This window comes from Mesorhizobium sp. USDA 3734, from assembly GCF_056279665.1.
In genome coordinates, this window is the sequence record NZ_JBWCCW010000001.1 from 4,652,233 (window position 1) to 4,671,343 (window position 19,111).

Annotated in this window: 19 protein-coding genes and 3 pseudogenes; 5 read left to right on the forward strand and 17 right to left on the reverse strand. The window is 60.2% G+C overall.

The features are described 5' to 3' along the window. Positions 1 to 28: 28 nt before the first annotated feature. The 6 genes and pseudogenes from ACZ89F_RS22530 to ACZ89F_RS22555 all read right to left on the reverse strand — a co-directional run bounded on the left by ACZ89F_RS22530 (position 29) and on the right by ACZ89F_RS22555 (position 5,476). Complete coding sequence (locus tag ACZ89F_RS22530; protein ID WP_476094290.1) at positions 29 to 637, reverse strand: HyaD/HybD family hydrogenase maturation endopeptidase; 609 nt, start codon at positions 635 to 637, stop codon at positions 29 to 31. After that, the gene (gene cybH / locus ACZ89F_RS22535) at positions 638 to 1,369 is read right to left on the reverse strand and encodes a Ni/Fe-hydrogenase, b-type cytochrome subunit (protein WP_476094292.1); all 732 of its coding nucleotides are present in this window, start codon (positions 1,367 to 1,369) and stop codon (positions 638 to 640) included. After that, complete coding sequence (locus ACZ89F_RS22540) at positions 1,366 to 3,156, reverse strand: nickel-dependent hydrogenase large subunit (protein WP_476094294.1); 1,791 nt, start codon at positions 3,154 to 3,156, stop codon at positions 1,366 to 1,368. The genes cybH and ACZ89F_RS22540 overlap by 4 nt, the downstream gene beginning before the upstream one ends. A gap of 24 nt (positions 3,157 to 3,180) precedes the next feature. Further along, positions 3,181 to 4,266: a hydrogenase small subunit gene (locus ACZ89F_RS22545; RefSeq protein ID WP_476094296.1), complete on the reverse strand. Its 1,086-nt coding sequence runs from the start codon at positions 4,264 to 4,266 to the stop codon at positions 3,181 to 3,183. 796 nt (positions 4,267 to 5,062) lie between these two features. Then, positions 5,063 to 5,258 (reverse strand): annotated as a pseudogene (locus ACZ89F_RS22550) (IS6 family transposase); the annotation flags it as partial. Between the two features lie 47 nt (positions 5,259 to 5,305). Then, positions 5,306 to 5,476: a Tn3 family transposase gene (locus ACZ89F_RS22555; RefSeq protein WP_476094297.1), complete on the reverse strand. Its 171-nt coding sequence runs from the start codon at positions 5,474 to 5,476 to the stop codon at positions 5,306 to 5,308. 288 nt (positions 5,477 to 5,764) lie between these two features. On the opposite strand from ACZ89F_RS22555, the gene ACZ89F_RS22560 reads away from it, so the two are divergent. Both ACZ89F_RS22560 and ACZ89F_RS22565 read left to right on the forward strand, forming a co-directional pair. Next, positions 5,765 to 6,112: a hypothetical protein gene (locus ACZ89F_RS22560; protein ID WP_476094299.1), complete on the forward strand. Its 348-nt coding sequence runs from the start codon at positions 5,765 to 5,767 to the stop codon at positions 6,110 to 6,112. A gap of 116 nt (positions 6,113 to 6,228) precedes the next feature. Next, the gene (locus tag ACZ89F_RS22565) at positions 6,229 to 6,507 is read left to right on the forward strand and encodes a hypothetical protein (RefSeq protein WP_476094301.1); all 279 of its coding nucleotides are present in this window, start codon (positions 6,229 to 6,231) and stop codon (positions 6,505 to 6,507) included. A gap of 100 nt (positions 6,508 to 6,607) precedes the next feature. On the opposite strand, the gene ACZ89F_RS22570 is transcribed toward ACZ89F_RS22565, so the two are convergent. From ACZ89F_RS22570 to ACZ89F_RS22585, 4 genes and pseudogenes are all read right to left on the reverse strand, one after another. Beyond that, on the reverse strand, positions 6,608 to 7,114 hold the full coding sequence (locus ACZ89F_RS22570; RefSeq protein ID WP_476094302.1) for a flavin reductase family protein: 507 nt from the start codon (positions 7,112 to 7,114) through the stop codon (positions 6,608 to 6,610). A 28-nt stretch (positions 7,115 to 7,142) separates the two neighbouring features. Then, a complete protein-coding gene (locus tag ACZ89F_RS22575) occupies positions 7,143 to 8,573 on the reverse strand; it encodes an FAD/NAD(P)-binding protein (RefSeq protein ID WP_476094304.1) in 1,431 nt (476 codons plus the stop codon). Further along, positions 8,570 to 8,806: pseudogene (locus ACZ89F_RS22580) on the reverse strand (alkanesulfonate monooxygenase); the annotation flags it as partial. The pseudogene ACZ89F_RS22580 and the gene ACZ89F_RS22575, both read right to left, overlap by 4 nt. Positions 8,807 to 9,443: 637 nt before the next feature. Beyond that, positions 9,444 to 9,965, reverse strand: coding sequence for a site-specific integrase (locus ACZ89F_RS22585; RefSeq protein ID WP_476094306.1), 522 nt, complete (start codon positions 9,963 to 9,965; stop codon positions 9,444 to 9,446). Positions 9,966 to 10,059: 94 nt separating this feature from the next. Here ACZ89F_RS22585 and ACZ89F_RS22590 point away from each other — a divergent pair, with 94 nt between their 5' ends. The 3 genes and pseudogenes from ACZ89F_RS22590 (at position 10,060) to ACZ89F_RS22600 (ending at position 12,393) form a co-directional block, all read left to right on the forward strand. Further along, entirely contained in the window at positions 10,060 to 10,188 is a 129-nt protein-coding gene (locus tag ACZ89F_RS22590; protein ID WP_476094308.1) for a hypothetical protein, read from the forward strand. A gap of 24 nt (positions 10,189 to 10,212) precedes the next feature. After that, positions 10,213 to 11,255: pseudogene (locus ACZ89F_RS22595) on the forward strand (IS256 family transposase). Between the two features lie 253 nt (positions 11,256 to 11,508). Beyond that, positions 11,509 to 12,393, forward strand: coding sequence for an aldose 1-epimerase family protein (locus ACZ89F_RS22600; protein WP_476094310.1), 885 nt, complete (start codon positions 11,509 to 11,511; stop codon positions 12,391 to 12,393). Positions 12,394 to 13,161: 768 nt separating this feature from the next. On the opposite strand, the gene ACZ89F_RS22605 is transcribed toward ACZ89F_RS22600, so the two are convergent. The 7 genes from ACZ89F_RS22605 to ACZ89F_RS22635 form a co-directional block, all read right to left on the reverse strand. Next, positions 13,162 to 14,247: an HPP family protein gene (locus ACZ89F_RS22605; RefSeq protein ID WP_476094312.1), complete on the reverse strand. Its 1,086-nt coding sequence runs from the start codon at positions 14,245 to 14,247 to the stop codon at positions 13,162 to 13,164. Positions 14,248 to 14,790: 543 nt separating this feature from the next. Then, positions 14,791 to 15,039, reverse strand: coding sequence for a DUF982 domain-containing protein (locus ACZ89F_RS22610; RefSeq protein ID WP_476094314.1), 249 nt, complete (start codon positions 15,037 to 15,039; stop codon positions 14,791 to 14,793). Between the two features lie 138 nt (positions 15,040 to 15,177). Continuing rightward, complete coding sequence (locus tag ACZ89F_RS22615; RefSeq protein WP_476094316.1) at positions 15,178 to 15,477, reverse strand: DUF982 domain-containing protein; 300 nt, start codon at positions 15,475 to 15,477, stop codon at positions 15,178 to 15,180. A gap of 505 nt (positions 15,478 to 15,982) precedes the next feature. Next, positions 15,983 to 16,153: a hypothetical protein gene (locus ACZ89F_RS22620; protein WP_476094318.1), complete on the reverse strand. Its 171-nt coding sequence runs from the start codon at positions 16,151 to 16,153 to the stop codon at positions 15,983 to 15,985. A gap of 1,187 nt (positions 16,154 to 17,340) precedes the next feature. Further along, positions 17,341 to 17,478, reverse strand: coding sequence for a hypothetical protein (locus ACZ89F_RS22625; protein ID WP_476094320.1), 138 nt, complete (start codon positions 17,476 to 17,478; stop codon positions 17,341 to 17,343). After that, complete coding sequence (locus ACZ89F_RS22630; RefSeq protein ID WP_476094322.1) at positions 17,475 to 17,801, reverse strand: helix-turn-helix domain-containing protein; 327 nt, start codon at positions 17,799 to 17,801, stop codon at positions 17,475 to 17,477. Before ACZ89F_RS22630 ends, ACZ89F_RS22625 begins: the two co-directional genes overlap by 4 nt. 108 nt (positions 17,802 to 17,909) lie before the next feature. Next, positions 17,910 to 18,752 carry a sterol desaturase family protein gene (locus ACZ89F_RS22635; protein ID WP_476094324.1) on the reverse strand — a complete coding sequence of 281 codons (843 nt, stop codon included), beginning with the start codon at positions 18,750 to 18,752 and terminating at the stop codon, positions 17,910 to 17,912. Positions 18,753 to 19,111 lie beyond the last annotated feature (359 nt).

Genomic DNA, 19,111 nt, shown 5'->3' on the forward strand with positions numbered 1-19,111 from the left:
AACCCTAAGGAAATGCATGATATCCTCCTCAATAGCCCAATGCGGCCGATTCGGCTCGGCGCTCGTAACGTTCGAAATCGATGTCGTTTTCAAGTAGTGGCGGAACCGCGGCCCCTTCCGGTCGCGCAGTGACGACGACGCCCCAGTCCCGCAGTATTCCTACTGCCGTTTCGATTGCGCGCGGTATGACTGCCTTGACAGGCGTCGTCAGCGGGCCGCCCCAGTCCTCGAGATCCAGCGGCTGGCACCCGATGAGAACCAGCCGATCGGGACAGTGCCCCATGAGGTCAGCGGCGCTCAGCACCTCCTGGAAGCCGGTCTGATGCAGGCTCATCTTCTTGGCGCCAGTAAATTTCGGCACCTCGTCGTCTTCCACGATCTTTATCGTGCCCGGCTCGAGGCCGTAGTCGATGGCGTCGAACACGATCAAACGATCGTGTTCATTGACGAACTGCACGAGATAGAGCCCCTGCGTGCCGCCATCGAGGACGGTGACGTTGTCGGGCACCCGATACGCCTTGTGGAAGGTTTCCACCGCGCGCACGCCGAAGCCTTCATCGGCCCAGAGGATATTGCCTATGCCAAGCACGAGAATCCGAGGGGAAGGCGAAGAGGCCAAGGGATTTGGCGCGACCATCTAGTCCTCACTGTCCTTGAAGAGCCGTTCGCCGGAAATCATCGACGAGATGATGCTCTGTCGGCTCATAATGTCCTCGCGGATCGCCACATAAATGTGAACCATGACGAAGACGAGGATTACCCACATGCCGAGATGGTGGAATGTGTGGATGTCCTGGCTGTTGGGCCAGATCGAGAACACCCAGCCGAAGAGCGCATATTCCCAGCCGTCGCGGCCGGCACCCTCGCTATAGAGCCCAAAGCCGGTGATCACCATGAAGAAGAGCGGCACGGTGAACATCAGGAACATGGTGAACTGGGAAAGCGGGTTGTGGCCGACATACTTCGGCTGCCGGGCCAAGAACGTGTACCACCGCAACTCATGCAGCCATTCCTTCCAGAAGCGGCCGCTCCAGAAGGGCACATAGAAGATCTGGCGGGCATGGATATTGCCGACAAAGGCCCAGTAGACCCTGAGGATAAGGAACACGGCAAGGACCTGCCCCGCCGCGAAGTGGATGAAGCGGATATACCCCATCAGGAAATTGGCGATGGCCTCGCCCGGCACGGAAGGCAGCGGCGAGCTGATGAAATAGCCGGTTAGCGCAAGCGTCAGGATCGAGACGGCGTTGACCCAGTGCCAGATGCGCACTGGGGCTTCGTAAACATAGATGCTCTGGTGCTCGACGGCCTTTTCACCGTGGGCGTCGGCGGCTGCGAGAGTTTCATGGATATGACTTATCCTCCTCACCGGACCTGGACCTTGGCCATTTCCTGACCGTCCGGGCTCATGACATGCGTCGAGCATGCTAGGCACGGATCGAAGGAATGGATGGTCCTGAGGATTTCGAGAGGTTGGGTGGGGTCTGACATCGGCGTATCCATCAACGAAGCCTCGAAGGCGCCAATATTTCCTGCCGGATCGCGAGGGCTGCCGTTCCATGTGGTGGGCACGACGCACTGGTAGTTGTCGATCTTGCCGTCCTTGATTTTGATCCAGTGCGCAAGCGCGCCGCGTGGGGCCTCAGTAAAGCCGACGCCCTTGACCTCCTTGGGCCAGGTTTCCGGCTTCCACTTGTCGACATGGGCCGTAGAGAGGTCGCCGGCCCTAATATTGGCAATCAGCTTGTTCCGGAAATAGCGCATCTGGTGGCCGGCCCAGCTCGATTCGAGCGCACGGGCTGCCGTGCGGCCGAGTGTCGAGAAGAGGGCTGAAACTGGAAGGCCGAGATCCTTGAGCACCTTTTCGATCGGATCCTTGAACTCCGCCTTGTTCTGGGCGTAGCCGACGACCCAGCGGGCGAGTGGCCCGACCTCCATGGCATGGCCGCGCCAGCGTGGCGCCTTGATCCAGGAATATTTAGCGGCCTCGTCGAGCTGCTCGATATTGGTCTTCGTCCCCTTGGCGTTGGGGCCGAGTTCGTAGTGTGGCTCGGTAACCCCGTCCCAGGGATGCAGGCCCTTTGTCTCGTCGGGATATTTGTACCAGGAATGGGTAACGAATTCCTGGATCTGTTCGGGATCCTCATGGTCAACCGGCAGCACTTCGGCGAGATTGCCATTGATGATCGCGCCGCGCGGCAGCTTCAGGCTTGCCTCGGAGTAGTCGTTGACGTGCTCGGGTACGTCGCCATAGGCTAGCACGTTCTTGCCCGACAGACCGCCTCCATAGAGCCAGTCCTTGTAAAAGGAGCCGATGGTCATGATGTCGGGAACGTATACCTTGTCATTGAACTCGATAATCTGGTCGATGATCGAGGTGACCATGTTAAGCCGCTCCATGTTGATCGCGCCGACCGCACCAGTACCGTCGATATTGATCGGACAGGGTACCCCGCCAACCAGCCAGTTTGGATGCGGGTTCTTGCCGCCGAAGATCGTGTGGATCTTGACGATCTCCTTCTGGAAGTCGAGCGCCTCCAGATAATGCACCACCGCCATGAGATTGGCCTCCGGCGGCAGTTTGTAGGATGCATTGCCCCAATAGCCGTTCTTGAAGGGTCCGAGCTGGCCTGACTCGACGAATTTCCTGAGCCGGGTCTGGATGTCTTTGAAATAGCCGGGAGAGGAAAGCGGCCAGTCGGACACGGACTGCGCGAGCGCCGAGGTCGCCTTCGGATCGGCCGAGATCGCAGAGATCACGTCCACCCAGTCGAGCGCATGAAGATGGTAGAAGTGCACGACATGGTCATGAACCTGCAGCGCCAGCTGCATCAGGTTGCGGATCGAATTGGCATTGTCCGGGATGGTGATGCCGAGCGCATTCTCGACCGCGCGTACAGAGGTCAGCGCATGCGTGCCGGTGCAGACGCCGCAGATGCGCTCCGTGAAGGCCCATGCGTCGCGGGGGTCGCGGTTCTTTAGGATGACTTCGATGCCGCGCCACATGGTGCCGGTCGAGACCGCATTCCGGATGATGTTGTTCTCGTCGACATTGACCTCCACCCGCATATGTCCCTCGATGCGGGTGACGGGATCGACGACGATACGCTTGCCCGAATTGTCCAATGTGAAGCCGTTGGGTGTTTGAATTGTCACGATGCTGTTCCTCCCCGAGAGTGATTATGATGGGTCGGCTTTTTCGCGCTTGGTGGTCACGCGCTTGAAGGCGGTTACCGCGGCATGGGCGGCGATTGCGCCACCCACGATGCCGGCGGCGGTCATGCCAACCCTGTCGGCGTTGGCCTCGACGCCGAACTGGTGGAGGTTCGTCAGCCGGTCATAGAAGCTGCCGTTGTCCCAGAAGCCGTCTTCCGAGCAGCCGATGCAGCCGTGGCCTGACTGGATCGGGAAGGAAACGCCCCCGTTCCAGCGCACGGTAGAGCAGGCATTGTAGGTGGTCGGGCCCTTGCAGCCCATCTTGTAGAGACAGGAGCCCTTGCGTGCGCCCTCATCGTCCCACTCCTCGACAAACTGGCCGGCATCGAAATGCGGTCGGCGGTAGCACTTGTCGTGGATGCGCTGCGAATAGAACATCTTGGGCCGGCCCTGCCGGTCGAGTTCCGGCAGCTTGCCGAAGGTCGTGATGAAGGTGACGACCCCGGTCATCACCTCCGCGATCGGGGGACAGCCTGGTACCTTAATGATCGGCTTGTCGAGGATGACCTTGTCGATCGGTGTCGCCTGGGTCGGGTTCGGCTTGGCCGCCTGGACGCAGCCCCAAGAGGCGCAGGCGCCCCAGGCGATAATCGCCATGGCATCCTCGGCCATCCACTTCAGCTTCTCAACGAAGGGTTTGCCGCCGTCGATGCAGAACATGCCGTCCTCGTTGAGCGGCGGATTGCCCTCCACGGCGAGGATGTACTTGCCCTTGTACTTCTCCTTCGTCTCTTTGAGAATCGCCTCCGCTTGATGGCCGGCGGCCGCCATGATCGTATCGTCGTAGTCGAGCGAGATCATCGACAGCACGACGTCTTTGACGAGCGGATGGGCCGAGCGGATGAAGCTCTCCGAACAGCAGGTGCATTCGAGCCCATGCATCCAGATGACGGGAACACGTTCCTTGGTCTCGAGTGCTTCAGCCATCGCTGTCGCGGCACCCGGGCCGAAACCGAGGCTCGCGGCCGTCAGGCTGCAGAACTTGGTGAAGCTGCGCCGGGTGATCCCCTGGCGACGAATGACGTCATATAAGGTTTCGGCAGCTGGCATGTTGCTACTCTATGCCCCATCGCATCGTCCGGATGGACGCCGGGCTCTGTCAGAATGCTTGCAGCAAGAAGCGGACCAATTTTCATCATTTCGACCATTTTCTTGCTAGAGATTTGAAATGTATGGCGTATTTTTTAAGCGGCCGCCCGGTGGGCGGTCGGCATGGCGAAAGGGGGCCGGAAAGTCGGCTTTCACCGCTGAAAACTGTCTTACCGCCGCCGCGCGGCGCCAACTGCATCCCAATGCGCGGTGCAGTCCATGCAGGGATCGAAGGAGCGGATCACATGCTGCAGCACCGCGGACTTCGAGCCCAGTCCACCGGTATCGAGCCCGGCAAGCGCCGCTTCGAGCGGCCTCTTCCTGGAAGGCCGCCTATAAAGCGGGCAGCTGAACTTCTTCGGTGAGATCGTCCATCTGACGGAGCCCGCCTCCTTCAGTCGCCGGCTTGCCGAGGTCCGCCGCCGCGAGTGCTGCGGCTGCCGCCGGTTCGCCAACGGGGTTCTGGCGCATGTCTGGACACCCGGCGGTCCAACAGGCTCTGCGCGACCACTACTTCGAGGAGCTCGGTCTTCCTCGCCTCTATGTCTCCGCCCAAGCTTAATTCGGCCGAACCGTCGTGGTACGTGACCCGTATGCCCGGTGGTGGGAGGGGCACCGCCGCGAGGCGGCTCCTATCCGACCAATGTCGGATTTCCGACGATGTCGGATTTCCAACAGGATGGCAAATCCGCTAACTCATTGCGTGACGCTGTCACGTTGTCTGCGTATGAACGCGCTGAAGCGGTGTACGCTGCTGTCAGCAGAGCGCAGTCACGGCCTTCCACTTCGCAATTGCGTTCAGACGGTGAAGATGGATCTGAAACGCGGAGTGTCTTGAGCGAGGTGGAACGAAGCGGTTGCGCAGGGGCGGAGAAGATCGAGACGAAGCGCTGAGGGGTTTCCGGTGATCGGAAGCCCTGCATCGTTCGCTCCCGTTTTCGCAACGGCACATGGCCCCAGTGCATTATTGGGACACAGATTACGGTAGGGATGTCGGCGATCATGAGGCGCCAATCCTAAGCGGCAGGAACCCTTCACCATCGACCATGAGATGGTCTGACCAGACGTAATCGCCCGTGATGTTGATATGGTCCCAGCCCAACGGCGAGAGCTGGTGGATTATCCGCTTATCGAATGCCGTTCCGCGCCGGCGCGAGAACGTGCGCTCCATGTACGCTCATTGCGGAATTGCTCGCGGCGGATTCGCTTACAGAATGCGGATCGATCGTGATCGATCAGTACTTGGGCGCTTCATAGCATAGGCGAAACATTTTAGACTCTCATTTACGAGCATTTGCCAGAGGTCAGCCGGAGCGCGAGCCCGGCGTCGGCGGTGAGCCACTTGGACGGCAGCAACGTCTTCAAAAACCGTTGGAATGTGCGTGGGGCCGGTGGACGAAGGCGTGGGATCGGCCTAGACGACGTTCGCAACTCCCCGAATCCCTCCGAAAGTACCACTATGAGGCAGCAGCAGCGCCCCTTTGTCGTCGAGATCAAACAGAAGCGTGGGCTCGTGAAGCGGCCACAGTCCATCTGGGGCGGCGTCGACCTGGCCGCGATCGCGAACGATGTCGCGGAAACGAAGACGGACGGTGCGATCGCGGAAACGACGCCGCAGCCGATATTTCCCGATGAAGATGTTCGTTCTCAGCCCATACTCACCACCGGTGAAGTAGTATCCGACGCCAAGCACGTGACCATGCCCGACGCGTCGCTTCCCGAGCCGTCAATGGCTGAGGAAGCGAGGGTTCCGGAGACATCGAACGCACCGGCTGGCGTCAGACGGACCCGCAGCAAGAAGCGGTAGTAGAAGATGCGCCTTTGCCGTGTGGTGAACGATGGAAGGGACGCGGCGCCTGCCAGTGAGTGCTGCGGCAGAGCCGACATCACCGATAGGCGACGGCATCAGGATTGAATCTGCCCTTGTCGAACTATCCGATGGCGGGAAAATTTCTTCTTTGGCGGCAGTACCGTGCTGACGTTGGCCCGCCGAATTTCCGTCCTGCCGGAACGCGCATCGTCACCAACATGATCGATACAGCCATCGCAGCTGCCGACGAACATCGGCACGTCATGCTGGGCGGCGATTTCAATGTCGATCTCCAGACCGCGACAGTATTTGCCGGTCTGCGTATCTTGGCGATCAGCACGATATCGCTTTCATCGCCGTGCATCCAGCGCTTAGCGTCTTCGACCCCATGAACAGGCGCGGAAAATTGTCATTCTCGCCGAACACACCAAATTCGGCTCGTTGGCGCGCTACCGGATCCTTCTCATTCCGCGAAACGTCACACATCGGCACTCACGACGATCCATATGCGCCCTGATGATAGATCAATGCCGGGCCCGGCTCTCCGCTCGCCACATATCGGACGCTGCCGAGGATCAGCGCGTGGCTGTGGCGGACGATCATGTCTTCGACCGCGCAGTCGACGGCGGCAAGCGCCCCGTCGAGGGCCAACGCGCCGGTTGCAAGTCTAAGCCAGCGGGCCCCCTCGTAACGTTCTACCCCCGTTAGGCCATCGCGTCCGGCGAAGCGGTCGGCAATCGCGACCTGGTCGGCACGCAGCACGTTCACGCAGAAATGCCTATGCCGCCTGATTGCTGCCCAGGTTGACGAGTTCAGGTTGATACTGACGACCATCACCTCCGGCTCGACGGACAGTGAGTGGGCGGTCGTAACGGTTGCGCCCGTCCTTCCGGCGCCAATACCTGCGGTAACCACGGACACGGCTCCAGCCAGGTGACGCATGGCAGATTTCAGGGGGGTCCGGGTTTCAATCAGGGGAACGCGCTCGGTCAGTGTCATCTGGACAGCCTCATTGTGTTTTGCAGCTTTACGACGCCTCACGACGCAAGGCCGTCTGGTATCCAAACCATTGATGAATTTCGGCGGCGATGCGCTCGGCATGCGCGGTGACTTCGGGAATTCCCATCAGTTCGCCAACGCTGCCGCGCGCCAGCGGTCCGCTGACGAAAATGCTGCCAATCGGCCGCCCGGATGTGCCGACCGCACGGCCTCGCGGATCAGTCTCCAAGCCGAGTCCAATCGGGTCGAGCCGGGCCAATCCCATCCGCGCGAGCGCCGCAATCGCCGTGTTGGTCCGCAAGATATCGGCATGCGCCGGCCCGGTTGTCACGATCACACTGTCAAAAGCCTCGGCAATGAGACGCCGTTGGCCACGCAGTCGCTGCCTGACGCGAATGCGTCCGTCGATCTGATCGGCGCCGACTATCGATGCGGCGCGATAGGCAAGCCTGCCCCCGGCAACTTGGCGATCGAGCACGTCCATGATCTGTGGCGCAACACGGAAGCGATGCACATCCCACAGCGCGCGAAGATGGCGCACCACACGGCGCTGCTCAGCGAGCGGCAAAGCCTGCCAGATGACCTGTCCCTGCCGCCGGACGGCGTCGAGGACGGGATGCCAGTCTTCGCCCGCCCGAGCGGCTGTAGCAATCGCGGTGCGGATGCGCCTGAGCAGCACTGTGGCGCTACGTGAAGGTAGGCTGGTAAAGTCGCCGGCCGGACCGACTGCTTTCAAAGCATGTCCACGCGATCTGTAACCATGGCGCGAAAGTGCCGTGATGCGGCCGCGATGGCCCTTGCGGTGAAGCGTCGCGATCACGTCCGCCGATGTCAGTCCGGTGCCGATGATGAGAACATTGTCATTGCGGCCAACCGCTTCCAGCCTCTCCAGATCATAGGGATTGGCCACCAGCCCGGCCTTGCCAGCCACGGACTGCAGGGCCAACGGCAAGGCCGGGGGCGGATGCGTCGTCGCAATGACCAGAGCGTCTGCCACAAGCGCTGCGCCGTCAGCAAGGATCAGCCGGTAGCGCTCACCACTGCGTTCGACCGAAGCAACGGCCGATCTGACATGCCGGATCGTTTTGCTTTGGAGAAAGCGCTGGAGGTGGTCTTCCACGTAACGGCCGAAAATACGGCGCTGCGGGTAGATCGCGCCGTTTGCGGCAACAGCCTCGGCATCGTCCGCGATGGCGCTGGTTTGCTGCAGCCAGTCGGCGAAGTGGCAGTCCTGGCCAGAGATCAGCGTCATCCGCGATGCCGGCACATTGGTGCGGTGTGAAGGATCACCGGTCGAATAGGCCAGCCCATAGCCGAGCCCTTCGCGCGGTTCGATGACCACGATATCGGCAGCACCGGCGGGCAATAGCCGCGCAAAATGAAAGGCGGTCGCCGCACCGGAAAAGCCGCCGCCGATGATGGCTAGGACCGGTCCCCTGCCCGATTCTCTGGTGCTCAAGATTGACTCGCGCGCAGCGCCGATGGCCGATGATCGCCGGCCACCGTTTCGCCAAAAGGTCCCATGTTCACGGCCGTGGGTCGCGTCGAGATTTCGTGATCGAGCGGCAACAACGGCAACACCAATTCGCCAAATCGATAGGCCTCCTCCAGATGCGGATAACTGGAGAGGATGAAGGTATAGATTCCGATACGCCGGTATTCCTCGATCCGTTCCGCCACCGTCGCCGCGTCCGCGCAGAAATCACGGCGCACCGCAGGGATGTGCTATGCAGCATTTTCATAGATCGGTAAAATTAGTTGTTTGGATAAGACCCATCCATGTCCCAAATTGTTGGAGGAGCCAGTAGACGAAGTGGTTTGCGCAAAACGACCACCTATGCGCCAGTGTGTTGAGGCGGTGCAGCAGAGGTTGCATAGCCAGCAGTGTTGCGAACGGAGATCGTGTCTCAGGAAGTTCTCTAATCGCTTTCATCAATAGGCTCCTTCTCTCCTCGTTGGTGCAGCGCCTGCCGGGCTCAGGGTTCTCTCCGGGGTCGATCGCAAGGATCGCCGCATGTTTGCGTTGGAACGGGTGGGTCGAAGTGGTGTTCCCGGTTCCGTAGGACCGCATGCATGGGAGCGACCTCGTCCGCGCAGCGTCCCGGCAATGACGCATCTCGGGAACTGGAGTTGATCGGGAAATCGAAAGCTCCTTGTCAGGCTGCAGCGACGGCGGGGCGGAACGGCTCATTCGTCTTCCACATGGCGGAGGATGACGGCAAGCTTGCGCGCCACCGCGATCTTCGCCTTCTTGGGATCAGAACAAGAGCTGCTCAAAATCGATGGGATGGAAGGCTCCCGCTCCGCCGGTGCTAGATAAGCATCGGGTTCATGCGATTGATGCCGCCGGCAATGTTATCGTTCGGCGACAGTTGCGTCGCCAGCAGCGAAGGCCAAATGCAGCATCGCCTGATAGCGGATGCCGGAGGATCCGACGCGGGTCCGGCGCGTCGAGCAGAACCTGCGTCTCGTCGCGGGTGAGATGACTGACGACGGCCTCGTCGACCTTCTTCATCGGGATCGCCCGGATCCGGCGCGCCTGATCCAGACAGAACGGCAGCCTATACTCGAGGAAGCGGAAGAAGGCTTTGATGGCGGTAAGACGGACGTTGCGGGTGCGCGGCGAGTTGCCGCGTTCTTCTTTGATGTGTTCCAGGAAGGCGAGAATGGGCGGCGGATTGAGCTGCTCAATCTCGATGCCGGACGGGGTGGTCCGCAGTCCGGCAGCCGCGAAGCAGAGCAGCAGTTGAAAGCTGTAGGCGTAGGCCGCGCAGGTGTGCGGGCTCGCTCGCCTCTCGTGCGGCAGATGCTCGCGCAGGAAGGCGGTGAGATGCGGAGCCAGCGCGATCATGAGACGGCTCCTTGGTGCAAGGCCTCGCCGACCGCCGCGATCTGCCTCATCAGGATCGGCGTTGCCTGAAGGTACCAATATAGGTGTCGGTGACATGGGCATGGCCGAGGTAGGTGCTGAGGGCAACGATTTGGTGGCCGACGGCATCGCGATCGTGGAGGCACTGCTCGTCTTCGGTGCTTTCTCGCTGGGACTGTCAGGAATCTTGTGCGCGAGGTCATGATGATGGAAAGGAGAGAATCATCACATGGCTATCGAGAAGGAACTGTTGGACCAACTGCTTGCCGGTCGCGATCTGAACGAGGTGTTCGCCAGGGACGGGTTGCTTGACGATCTGAAGAAGGCACTTTCGGAGCCCATTCTCAACGCGGAGCTCGAATGGATGAGGAGCGAAGCGATGGCGGCGACAATGGTTGTAACGGCCAGTCGAGGAAGACGGTGCTGACGGGCACGTCGAAGATGCAGCTTTCAATCCCGCGCGACCGGGCCGGTACCTTCGACCCGAAGCTGATCGCCAAACACCAGCGCCGCTTCCCGGACTTCGACGACAAGATCATTTCCGCTTGTTTTCTTCGACGCGATCCGGGTGAAGATCAGGGACGAAGGCTTCGTGCGCAACAAGGCCGTCTACATCGCACTCGGCATCCTGCCGGACGGCACGAAGGAGATTCTCGGCATCTGGATCGAGCAGACGGAAGGCGCCAAGTTCTGGCTGGGGGTTATGAACGAACTGAAGAACCACGGCGTCGCTGACATTCTCATTTTGGCGTCGTCGACGGCCTGAAGGGCTTTCCTGAGCCATCAACGCCGTCTTCCCCCAGACGGTCGTGCAGACCTGCATCGTTCACCTGATCCGCCATTCGCTCGAGTTCGTCTCATGGAAGGACCGCAAACCCGTCGTACCGGCGCTGCGGGCGATCTACCGGGCAAAGGACGCCGAGGCGGGGATGAAGGCGCTGGACGAGTTCGAGGCCGGCTATTGGGGCCAGCGTTATCCGGCAATCGCACTTAGCTGGCGGCGCAATTGGCAGCACGTCGTGCCCTTCTTCGCTTTCTCCCGAAAGCGTGCGCCGCATCATCTACACCACGAACCAAATAGAAGCCTTGAATTCAAAGCTGCGGCGCGCCGTTCGAACCAGGGGCCACTTCCCGAATGACGATGCGGCCATGAAGCTGCTCTACTTGGTACTGAACCACGCGGCCGAGGAATGGAAACGACCGCCGCGCGAGTGGTTCGAGGCCAAGACCCAGTTCGCCGTCGTCTTCGGCGAGAGATTCGTCGGTCAATGACGAAAACCGGCCTCGCGCACAAGATTCCTGACAGTCCCTTCTCGCTCTCTCCACTTCATCAACATCTACCAGCTGCTGCTGAATTTCACTGGCGAGCGCGAGTAGCGACTGTCCGTTGTGAGTGAGGGAGAGGTAGCCGGAGAGATCCTCCGGCCACAATTCGTTGCGCAACACCCGGCCACACCTTGAGTCCCCAAGAGCTTTTGCTTAGTCTGCCACAGCACCGGCCTTCAACACCCGCCCGCGAGGACATGTGGCACAAGACAGCCAAACCCTTCATGGCGACGGCATCTCAGCTGTTATAGTCGGGCAGGGTGCCGAACTGGTGTCGCTGCAGGATGCGCAAGGATTTGAGTTCTTGTGGCAGGCCGGGCCGGCGTGGCGGCGCCATTCTCCGGTGCTGTTTCCGATTGTCGGCCGGCTAAAGGGCGATCAACTGCGTCACCGCGGCCAGACCTATACGATGACGCAGCACGGCTTCGCGCGCGACAAGCCTTTTGTGTGGGCGGACAGAGGGCCTCGATCCTGCACGCTGGTTCTTACCGACGACGCCGACACCCGCGCGCACTACCCCTTCGCTTTTCGCCTGGCCGTGACTTACACGCTGGAACGCCAGCAACTCGGCGTGACCTTCGAGGTCACCAACACAGGCGACGAGCTGCTGCCGGCCTCCATCGGCGCGCACCCGGCGTTCAACTGGCCGTTGCTGTCGGAGTTACCTAAGGAGGCCTACCGCCTGACCTTTGCCGATGATGAGCCGGCGCCGATTCCTCGCCTTAAGGATGGCCTCCTGCTCGCAGCACCGCGGCCGACGCCCATCGAAGGCAGGACGCTTGCACTATCCGAACGGCTGTTCGATGACGACGCCGTCATCCTGGATCGGCCCGCAAGCACCAGCGTGCGCTACGCGGCAGAGCGTGGTCCGGCGATCGAAGTATCATGGCGGGGATTTCCAGAACTGGGCATCTGGTCAAAGCCGGGCGGCGCCCCGTTCCTTTGTATCGAACCCTGGCACGGCACAGGCAGCCCTGTGGATTTCAATGGCAACTTCATCGATAAGCCGGGCCTGATGCTGGTCGCACCGGGGGCGAAGCGGTCGCTTAATTACCGGATCAGGCTGGAGCAGGGGCCGCGGTAATCCCCGGACCCGGAGAACCAACGCCGTGCGGTACCCAATGAAACTTGGCTTCGTCGGCACCGGCGCGCTTACTTCAGCCCCGTTAGCCGATCGGCAGATATGTTGAGTAATCGCTGCTCAAATACCGCAGGTGGCAAGGAATTACCGCCGCGGACTCCGCATAATCCGGCGCTCCACATAATTGCGGAAGTCGACCGGCTTCGTGGCCACCATGACCTTGACCACGCCCGTCGGCCCGATCACGACGTCGCCTTAAGCGCGCGGATTACAGCGGCCACCGTCTTGGTGTCGCTTTGCAGTTAATGAGGGTCTTCCTTGAGTGGAAACCCGATGATCTGCGACTCCGGGTTGTCGGACATTGCCACGCGGCTTTGCGCTCGCGTAGCCGACCGCGCCCTCATTGATGACTATGCGCCACCAGGCCGACAGGAAGGCATCGCCGCGAAAGGCGCTAAGATGGGCTAAGGCCCAACACAGGCCTCCTGCAAGATGTCCTCGGCCTCGGCGTCATTGCGCAATAGGCATGCCAATGCGGTGGACGGTAGAGCAACTGGTTATGAGTTTTGATATGGGGTTGGAAGGCATCCGCCTCGCGCTTCAAATGGCGCGCACCTGCGCCATGGCGGCGGCCATGCCATCATCGGTCCTAGCAAGCGCGACCGTGGGTATTGCCGACTTTCTCATCGGTCTCTACTCAAACAGTGTTCATCCGAAGATTGGATGCGCCTGCCGGCAGAAGGGTCTGAACCTGCGATGTTCGGATGGCCGCTATGCTACTGCTTTGAGCGGCGACTCGTCTGCCGTCTGCAGGCGCGCCGCCGCCGCCAGCAGGTCGGTCTGGGTGATCAGGCCGAGGATGCGCTGCTCGGCATCGACGATGACGACGGCATGGCTGCGGCCGTCGGTAAGTACGGGAAGGAGGCTCATCGCCGGCGTGTCGGGCGGGGCGGTGCCTGCCTTCGACGTCACGCCCTTGACCGTGTCGGTCGCTCGCGTCAGCTCGCGCAGACCGACGGCGCCGACCAGCTTTGCCTCGGCATCCACAACTGGCAAGGTGCGGATGTTGTGGTCGGGAAGCTGCTTTCGGGCCTCCTCGGCGGTGGCATTTTCCGGCACCGAAATCACGTCACGGGACATGATGTCCCGGCAAAGCAGCGTTCGGTGCGAGCGCACCATGGCGTGCAGTTCGACCTGCCGCAGCAGCCTCTCGAGGTCCTCGCGGCCAATGTCGAAAGTTTCGTCCAAAGCGGCGAGTGCCGCATCGACATCCTCGGGACGGAAGCCGACGCGCTTCGTGGCCGGTGGATCTGCGGTGCCGTGGGTGCTGGCCGCGGGTACATGGGCATGCGGATAGTTGCGCCGCGACAGCCGGTGGAAGAGCAGGCCGAGCGCCACCAAAATTGTCGAGTTCAGCGCCACCGGCACTAACGGGAACAGGAAGCCGAAGCTGAGCACGGCCGGTCCGCCGAGCACGGCCGTCAGCGCCGCGGCACCGCCTGGCGGATGCAGGCTACGCGTGAATGACATGGCGGCGATCGCCAGCGCCACAGCGACGCCCGACGCGATTACCGGGTCGTGCACGAAAAGCGCCACGGTCACGCCGACCAGTGCCGAGATCGAATTGCCGCCGATGATCGGCCAAGGCTGCGCGAGCGGGCTCGACGGCACAGCAAAGAGCAGCACGGCGGATGCGCCGATAGGGGCCACCAGCAGCGCCACATGTGGCCCGCTGCCTATAGCAAGCCCGCTGATCACACTGGTCAGCGCAATACTGATCGTGGCGCCGATGCAGGCGAGCAACCGCACGCGCAAGGTCGCGCCGGCGAGGATTGGGACGAAGAGGCGAAACGCCATGCTAAGCCTTGGAACGAGAGGAACTCTGCGCTGTTCGCAATGCCGCCGAAGCCACGGATTTGAAAGTCAAACAAATCCGAATGTTCAGGGCCAGAGAGAATATTATTGCGCGCAGCAAGGTGGGCAGTCCGCCGCCAGCGGCTTGTGCCTTTCAAATTGCGCCAGAGCCTTGGCGCGAAGAAACTTCTACTGCAAATGGATAATATCGAATTCCTCCTGGCATGGCGGAACGTTCTCGCTTACCGCTGATCATTCTGGTGAAAGAATTCGCGTGAGCATTGGGTCGATGCGCAATAGTTCGGCCAGATGCGCGGACGAAGATTCTCAAGATCAGCATTGGCGGGGATGAACTCATCAACCGGATTTTGTGCCTGCACTTTCGCTCGGTAGCGAAACCAGTTTGGGCGCGCTCGCCTGTCCATGAAAACAAGCGCCCAGCTTGAAGGAACACGGTGACAGGGTGAACCACACCGTGCTCACTCGGTTGCGCGAGAGCTGTCCCGACGCGAAGATGAACGAATCCTTGGGCCATCGTCCCAGCATTTAATCGCTGCGCAGGATCTTTGCTTCAAGCGCGGCTGCCACAAAAGCTCTTTGAGCAGCTGGTGGATGAGCCTCACCACGCAATACCTGCAGACAGGCGTCCATCGCTACCCACCGTTTCTCGATCTCACGATGAAGATCACGCAGCAGGATATTGGCCGCCTCATTGACATCGAACATCATACGCTCTGTGCTGTGGCGGCCAACCCGGACAACAACCGGCCTGTCAAATCTCCTCAAGCCGGTCATCTCTCCGCCCTCCAAATGCGATCATGCGTCAAGAGGCCCAGTTCGACTTCTTTGCCGAGCCGAGCCGGTAGCGCTGCCTGAATGTCGACAATGCCCTCTTGACCAGCCCCGCGCCAGCCTCGCGGGAGTCGCCGACGCCTAGGCTCGCTCTTTTCCGCTGCCCGACTTGCAGGCAGCGAGCCATTGCATGGCGGAGGTTGCATCCTCCAATATGGCGGCCCGCTTCGCAAAGCCGAAAAAAGCATTGCGCGCTGCACTTACAGGCTTTCGCCCGTCGTATGCATCATAGCACGCCTTGAGGGCGGCTTCGTGGATCAGGTCTCTGCGATCTGGTGGCCATTCATTGAGGAAATCGACAGCGTCCGCGAGACTGGCAATCTCTTGCATTATGTACGCTGCACGTCTGACGAAGAGCGGCCTGAAAGCCTCAGGGTTCATTCGATCCTCCCGACCTGCTGAACAGCTAGTGGCGTGAACAGGCGCCTCGACACCCGTTGACCGTTGCAAAATGTCTTGTCAGGGCGATGACGATTTCAAGAGAAAAGTAGCGGCGTGATGTCCCCATGCGAGCAAGCCGACTCCGCTGCCGCGGGGCTCACCAAGTGGCGAATCGACACGATTGCGAGGAAAAATCGTTGGGACATCGTCCGGCTTTGACCCGCCACCCCCGTCTTGCTGCGCCGGCCAGGCACGAGCGGCCGCCGCTGACCTGCATGGCCACGCACAGACGCATCGGCGCAGCGAATCTTCTGCCTGTACGAAGAGCGGAGTTTGACAATGAATAGACGTCAGCGGAAGCCTACATTCCCGCAGCCCCGGATGTCACACCGTTCTTGTGGCGGACGCCTAATCACGTCTGACAAGCAGAGTGTGTCGCCGCCCGTTCACCCTCATTTACGCCAACAACTCCTTGTAACCGGTTGTCATCATCCAGTTCGCCCGATCAAGATGGCTTCGCGCGGATGACCCGCGCCATCTCCTCATAAATGGCATCGTCGGCGGAGGCATCCAGGAACCTCAGGTAAGTCGTGACGTGCTGCTTGTCGTAAGCGGTGAGGCTGTCCGACCATGGAACTTCGTCTTTAAGGTCTGGTTCAACGTCTGCATATTTCATCACGATATCGGGCTCACGGAAATAAGGAATCGAAGATTTCGCTTCGATAGGCTACCCGAACCCGAGGGGAACATCGTCCTTAAGACGACATTCCGATCATGGTCTGCAAGTGCCTGCCGAAGCGATAAGTGCTCCTTTTAGCGATGCAACTTCAGGTTAGGGATGAATTGCAAAAAAGCTCAAGACTGTTCGGCTGGCCGTCGATTCTGGCCGACTGCTCGGCCATCAATTTCACATAATTTCACATTCCACACAGAGACGAAAGTCGGCCCAGAGCTTAGTCGAAAGACGCGTAGCGGCTGACCGCACCTGTTGCGGAAATGCGCCACCCACCGCGGCAAGAACGCCGAAACCGCCGGATCGTGGACCCTCTCGCGGGCGGTTTGCCTACAAAACCAGTTGGCAGGCAGGAGATTGCTTCAAATATTTGCTCTTCGCCCTCTCCTCGTCCGCCCCCTCGTTCGTCTGTCGGTAGCTTTTCAAGTTGTCTGGTTTTGGTAGCACATCAATTGTCCGCTTCAGTTTTGCGTCGGAGCGGTTCACGCGGCTTGCCCTGTGCGGCAGGTCTCTTGGATTGCGGCGCCGTCAGGCATGTATCGAGCAATGCGGCGAGGGCCATGGAAGACCGCGAGCGTGCCATCCGGGTAGTGCCTGATCTTGACCGTGGCTTTGACGAAGTGATGTCGGACGGGCTCTGCGGCAGCTGCAATCGCAGCAGCGCGAAGGCGATCGTGTTGTCGCGGGCAACGACGCGCTCCTCCTCAAGGCACAGGATCTGAGCCAATTGTTGCGGGTCGGCGGCGACAAAGGCGCTGTCTTCGACCGCGGCCGGCCTGGCGAAGCGGGCATTGTGAGCCGGCAGGTAGGTCTGTGCGATGAAGCGGTTGGCGGCCTGGATATCAGCAATGCCGGCCAGTGCCAGTTCCTTAGGCAGCCGACCTGCAAAGTGGAGAACATCCGCTCGGAGCGGCCCCTGGCTTCAGGCGAATAGGCCGGGATATGCTCGATGCCCAGTTGCCGCAACGCCCGCCCGACCTGGGTCAGCCGGCTCTTGTCGACCGGCTCCCCGGCCTTGAGCGTCACGAAATAGTGGCTGCCGCGATCGGTGTAGAGGCTCGACGGCAGTCCCTTGGCGACCAAGGTCTCCAGAAGTCCCTGAAAGCTCGACGCCGTGCCTTCCTCCTCGATCAGGAAGGCTGAATAAGGCTGAATAGAGCGTGCTCGTCATAGAGCGTGCTCGTCGCGTCGTCCATCGTCACGATCAGATCCAGCATCGGCTGGCCTTCCAACCAGGTATGCCGGCTGCCGTCCTGATGCAGCATCATCCCCTCGCACGGCTTCCTTTCCCGCTTGCGCCGGTGAGCACCGCGCCGCTTGGCCCGTCCCACCAGGCCGCCGCGTGAAGCTGCGTCTTGATGAAGGTGTTGCCCCAGCTGAAGTCGTAATCGCGCAGCAGGTGCTCGTGAAAATGCTTCACATTCCATCCAAGGTAGCGATGACGATAAAGCTCCAGCATCTCTTCAATCGCTTCCGCAGGCACCCGGCGCGTCGAAATCTTGCCCAAACGCCGGTCGAGCAACCCAACTTCCCCAGCCTCTTCGTAACGGTCGCGGTAGCGGCGAAATTGCCGCTGCGACATGCCCAGCAACTCGCCTGCCGCGAGCGCATGGCATCGCCATGTATTGAAGTGAACATGGATACCATTGGTGGGATGAGCGGCGGCGCTGTCGTCAACCTGCGCTGGTTTCCCAGCCTCCTACAGCACTTCCGACTTAGCTTTACGCCAGCGACGTCGATCAAATGGGAACATAACGTAATCGCGCACGGTGAGCGGCTCGGGCTGGTTTCGGAGGCCAACTTCCGGCCACTCGTTCTTTTTTGGCCAGTATGCCGTTGCAAAAATCGTGTCCCAGATAGTTGTAAAGAACCCGTAGTTTCGGCTCCGGTGATGCGGCTCCAACGAGTGGTGAATGCGGTGGAACTTATTGTCGCCAATGATGTATCGAAGCGGCCCAAGATTGATGCGGGTGCTAGAGTGTGAAAGATGGGCCTGAAAAGTAATCAGGGTCATGGCAACAGCGGGCACTACGCCAGATTCGAAGTGGAACAGCGCGAGTGGTAGTGCCACAAGACCTGCGTAAACGAGTGGCTCGGAAACGTGATGATGGCAATTCCATGCCGTCAATTCGCGGATCGAGTGGTGAGTAGCGTGCATGCGCCAGAGGAATGGAACAGCATGCTGAGCGCGGTGCATCCAGTAGTAGAAGAAGTCGCCCGCAATCGCGACCAAAACCCCTGAAAGGACGGCCAATCCATTGCTGATGATTACGTTGTCAGAGTGAAGCAACGTACCGAAATTGATCGTCACGAGCGGCTTTATCCCTAACCAGGCCAAGCTCACAGCGTAGAAGTGCCAGATAAAAGCACCGAATCCGAGACGAATAATCCAATTTCGTACGCCGCGAACGTATGATGCGAAGCTGTATCGATAAGCCGGAAAGGTTAGCTCCAGCGCGGCGCAAAAGGTTGCGAACATTACAACCAGCCCAAACGATTTCACGAAGATCTGGGTCACGTGGTTAATATCGAGAACGTGCATTTGTTTGCTCCTGCGAATCGTTCAAATGCTCCAACCCAGGTCGGAGGGACTCCCATCAACGCAGTCGTCCTCGTCAAGAGGCAGACCAATGTTATGAATCTCAAGCGCAGCCCTACGAGTCTGCATCCGGACCGATATCCGCGCAGAAATCATGGCGCACCGCAGGGATGTGCTATGCGGCATTTTCATAGATCGGTAAAATTAGTTGTTTGGATTAGATCCATCCATGTCCCAAATGGTTGGAGGAGCCCAGTAGTCGAAGGGGTTTGCGCAAAACGACCAACCATGCGCCAGTGTGTTGGGGCGGTGCAGCAGAGCTTGCATAGCCAGCAGCGTTGCGAACGGGAGATCGTGTCTCA

Bases quoted from the DNA above. Each gene is read 5' to 3' on its own strand.
- ACZ89F_RS22530 (WP_476094290.1), bottom strand. From the start codon at position 637: ATGGTCGCGCCAAATCCCTTGGCCTCTTCGCCTTCCCCTCGGATTCTC.
- ACZ89F_RS22560 (WP_476094299.1), top strand. From the start codon at position 5,765: ATGAGGCAGCAGCAGCGCCCCTTTGTCGTCGAGATCAAACAGAAGCGT.
- ACZ89F_RS22610 (WP_476094314.1), bottom strand. From the start codon at position 15,039: ATGACCGGCTTGAGGAGATTTGACAGGCCGGTTGTTGTCCGGGTTGGC.
- ACZ89F_RS22555 (WP_476094297.1), bottom strand. From the start codon at position 5,476: ATGGAGCGCACGTTCTCGCGCCGGCGCGGAACGGCATTCGATAAGCGG.
- ACZ89F_RS22570 (WP_476094302.1), bottom strand. From the start codon at position 7,114: ATGACACTGACCGAGCGCGTTCCCCTGATTGAAACCCGGACCCCCCTG.
- ACZ89F_RS22635 (WP_476094324.1), bottom strand. From the start codon at position 18,752: ATGCACGTTCTCGATATTAACCACGTGACCCAGATCTTCGTGAAATCG.
- ACZ89F_RS22620 (WP_476094318.1), bottom strand. From the start codon at position 16,153: ATGAAATATGCAGACGTTGAACCAGACCTTAAAGACGAAGTTCCATGG.
- ACZ89F_RS22615 (WP_476094316.1), bottom strand. From the start codon at position 15,477: ATGAACCCTGAGGCTTTCAGGCCGCTCTTCGTCAGACGTGCAGCGTAC.
- ACZ89F_RS22585 (WP_476094306.1), bottom strand. From the start codon at position 9,965: ATGATCGCGCTGGCTCCGCATCTCACCGCCTTCCTGCGCGAGCATCTG.
- ACZ89F_RS22590 (WP_476094308.1), top strand. From the start codon at position 10,060: ATGGGCATGGCCGAGGTAGGTGCTGAGGGCAACGATTTGGTGGCCGAC.
- ACZ89F_RS22545 (WP_476094296.1), bottom strand. From the start codon at position 4,266: ATGCCAGCTGCCGAAACCTTATATGACGTCATTCGTCGCCAGGGGATC.
- ACZ89F_RS22605 (WP_476094312.1), bottom strand. From the start codon at position 14,247: ATGGCGTTTCGCCTCTTCGTCCCAATCCTCGCCGGCGCGACCTTGCGC.
- ACZ89F_RS22625 (WP_476094320.1), bottom strand. From the start codon at position 17,478: ATGATGCTGCATCAGGACGGCAGCCGGCATACCTGGTTGGAAGGCCAG.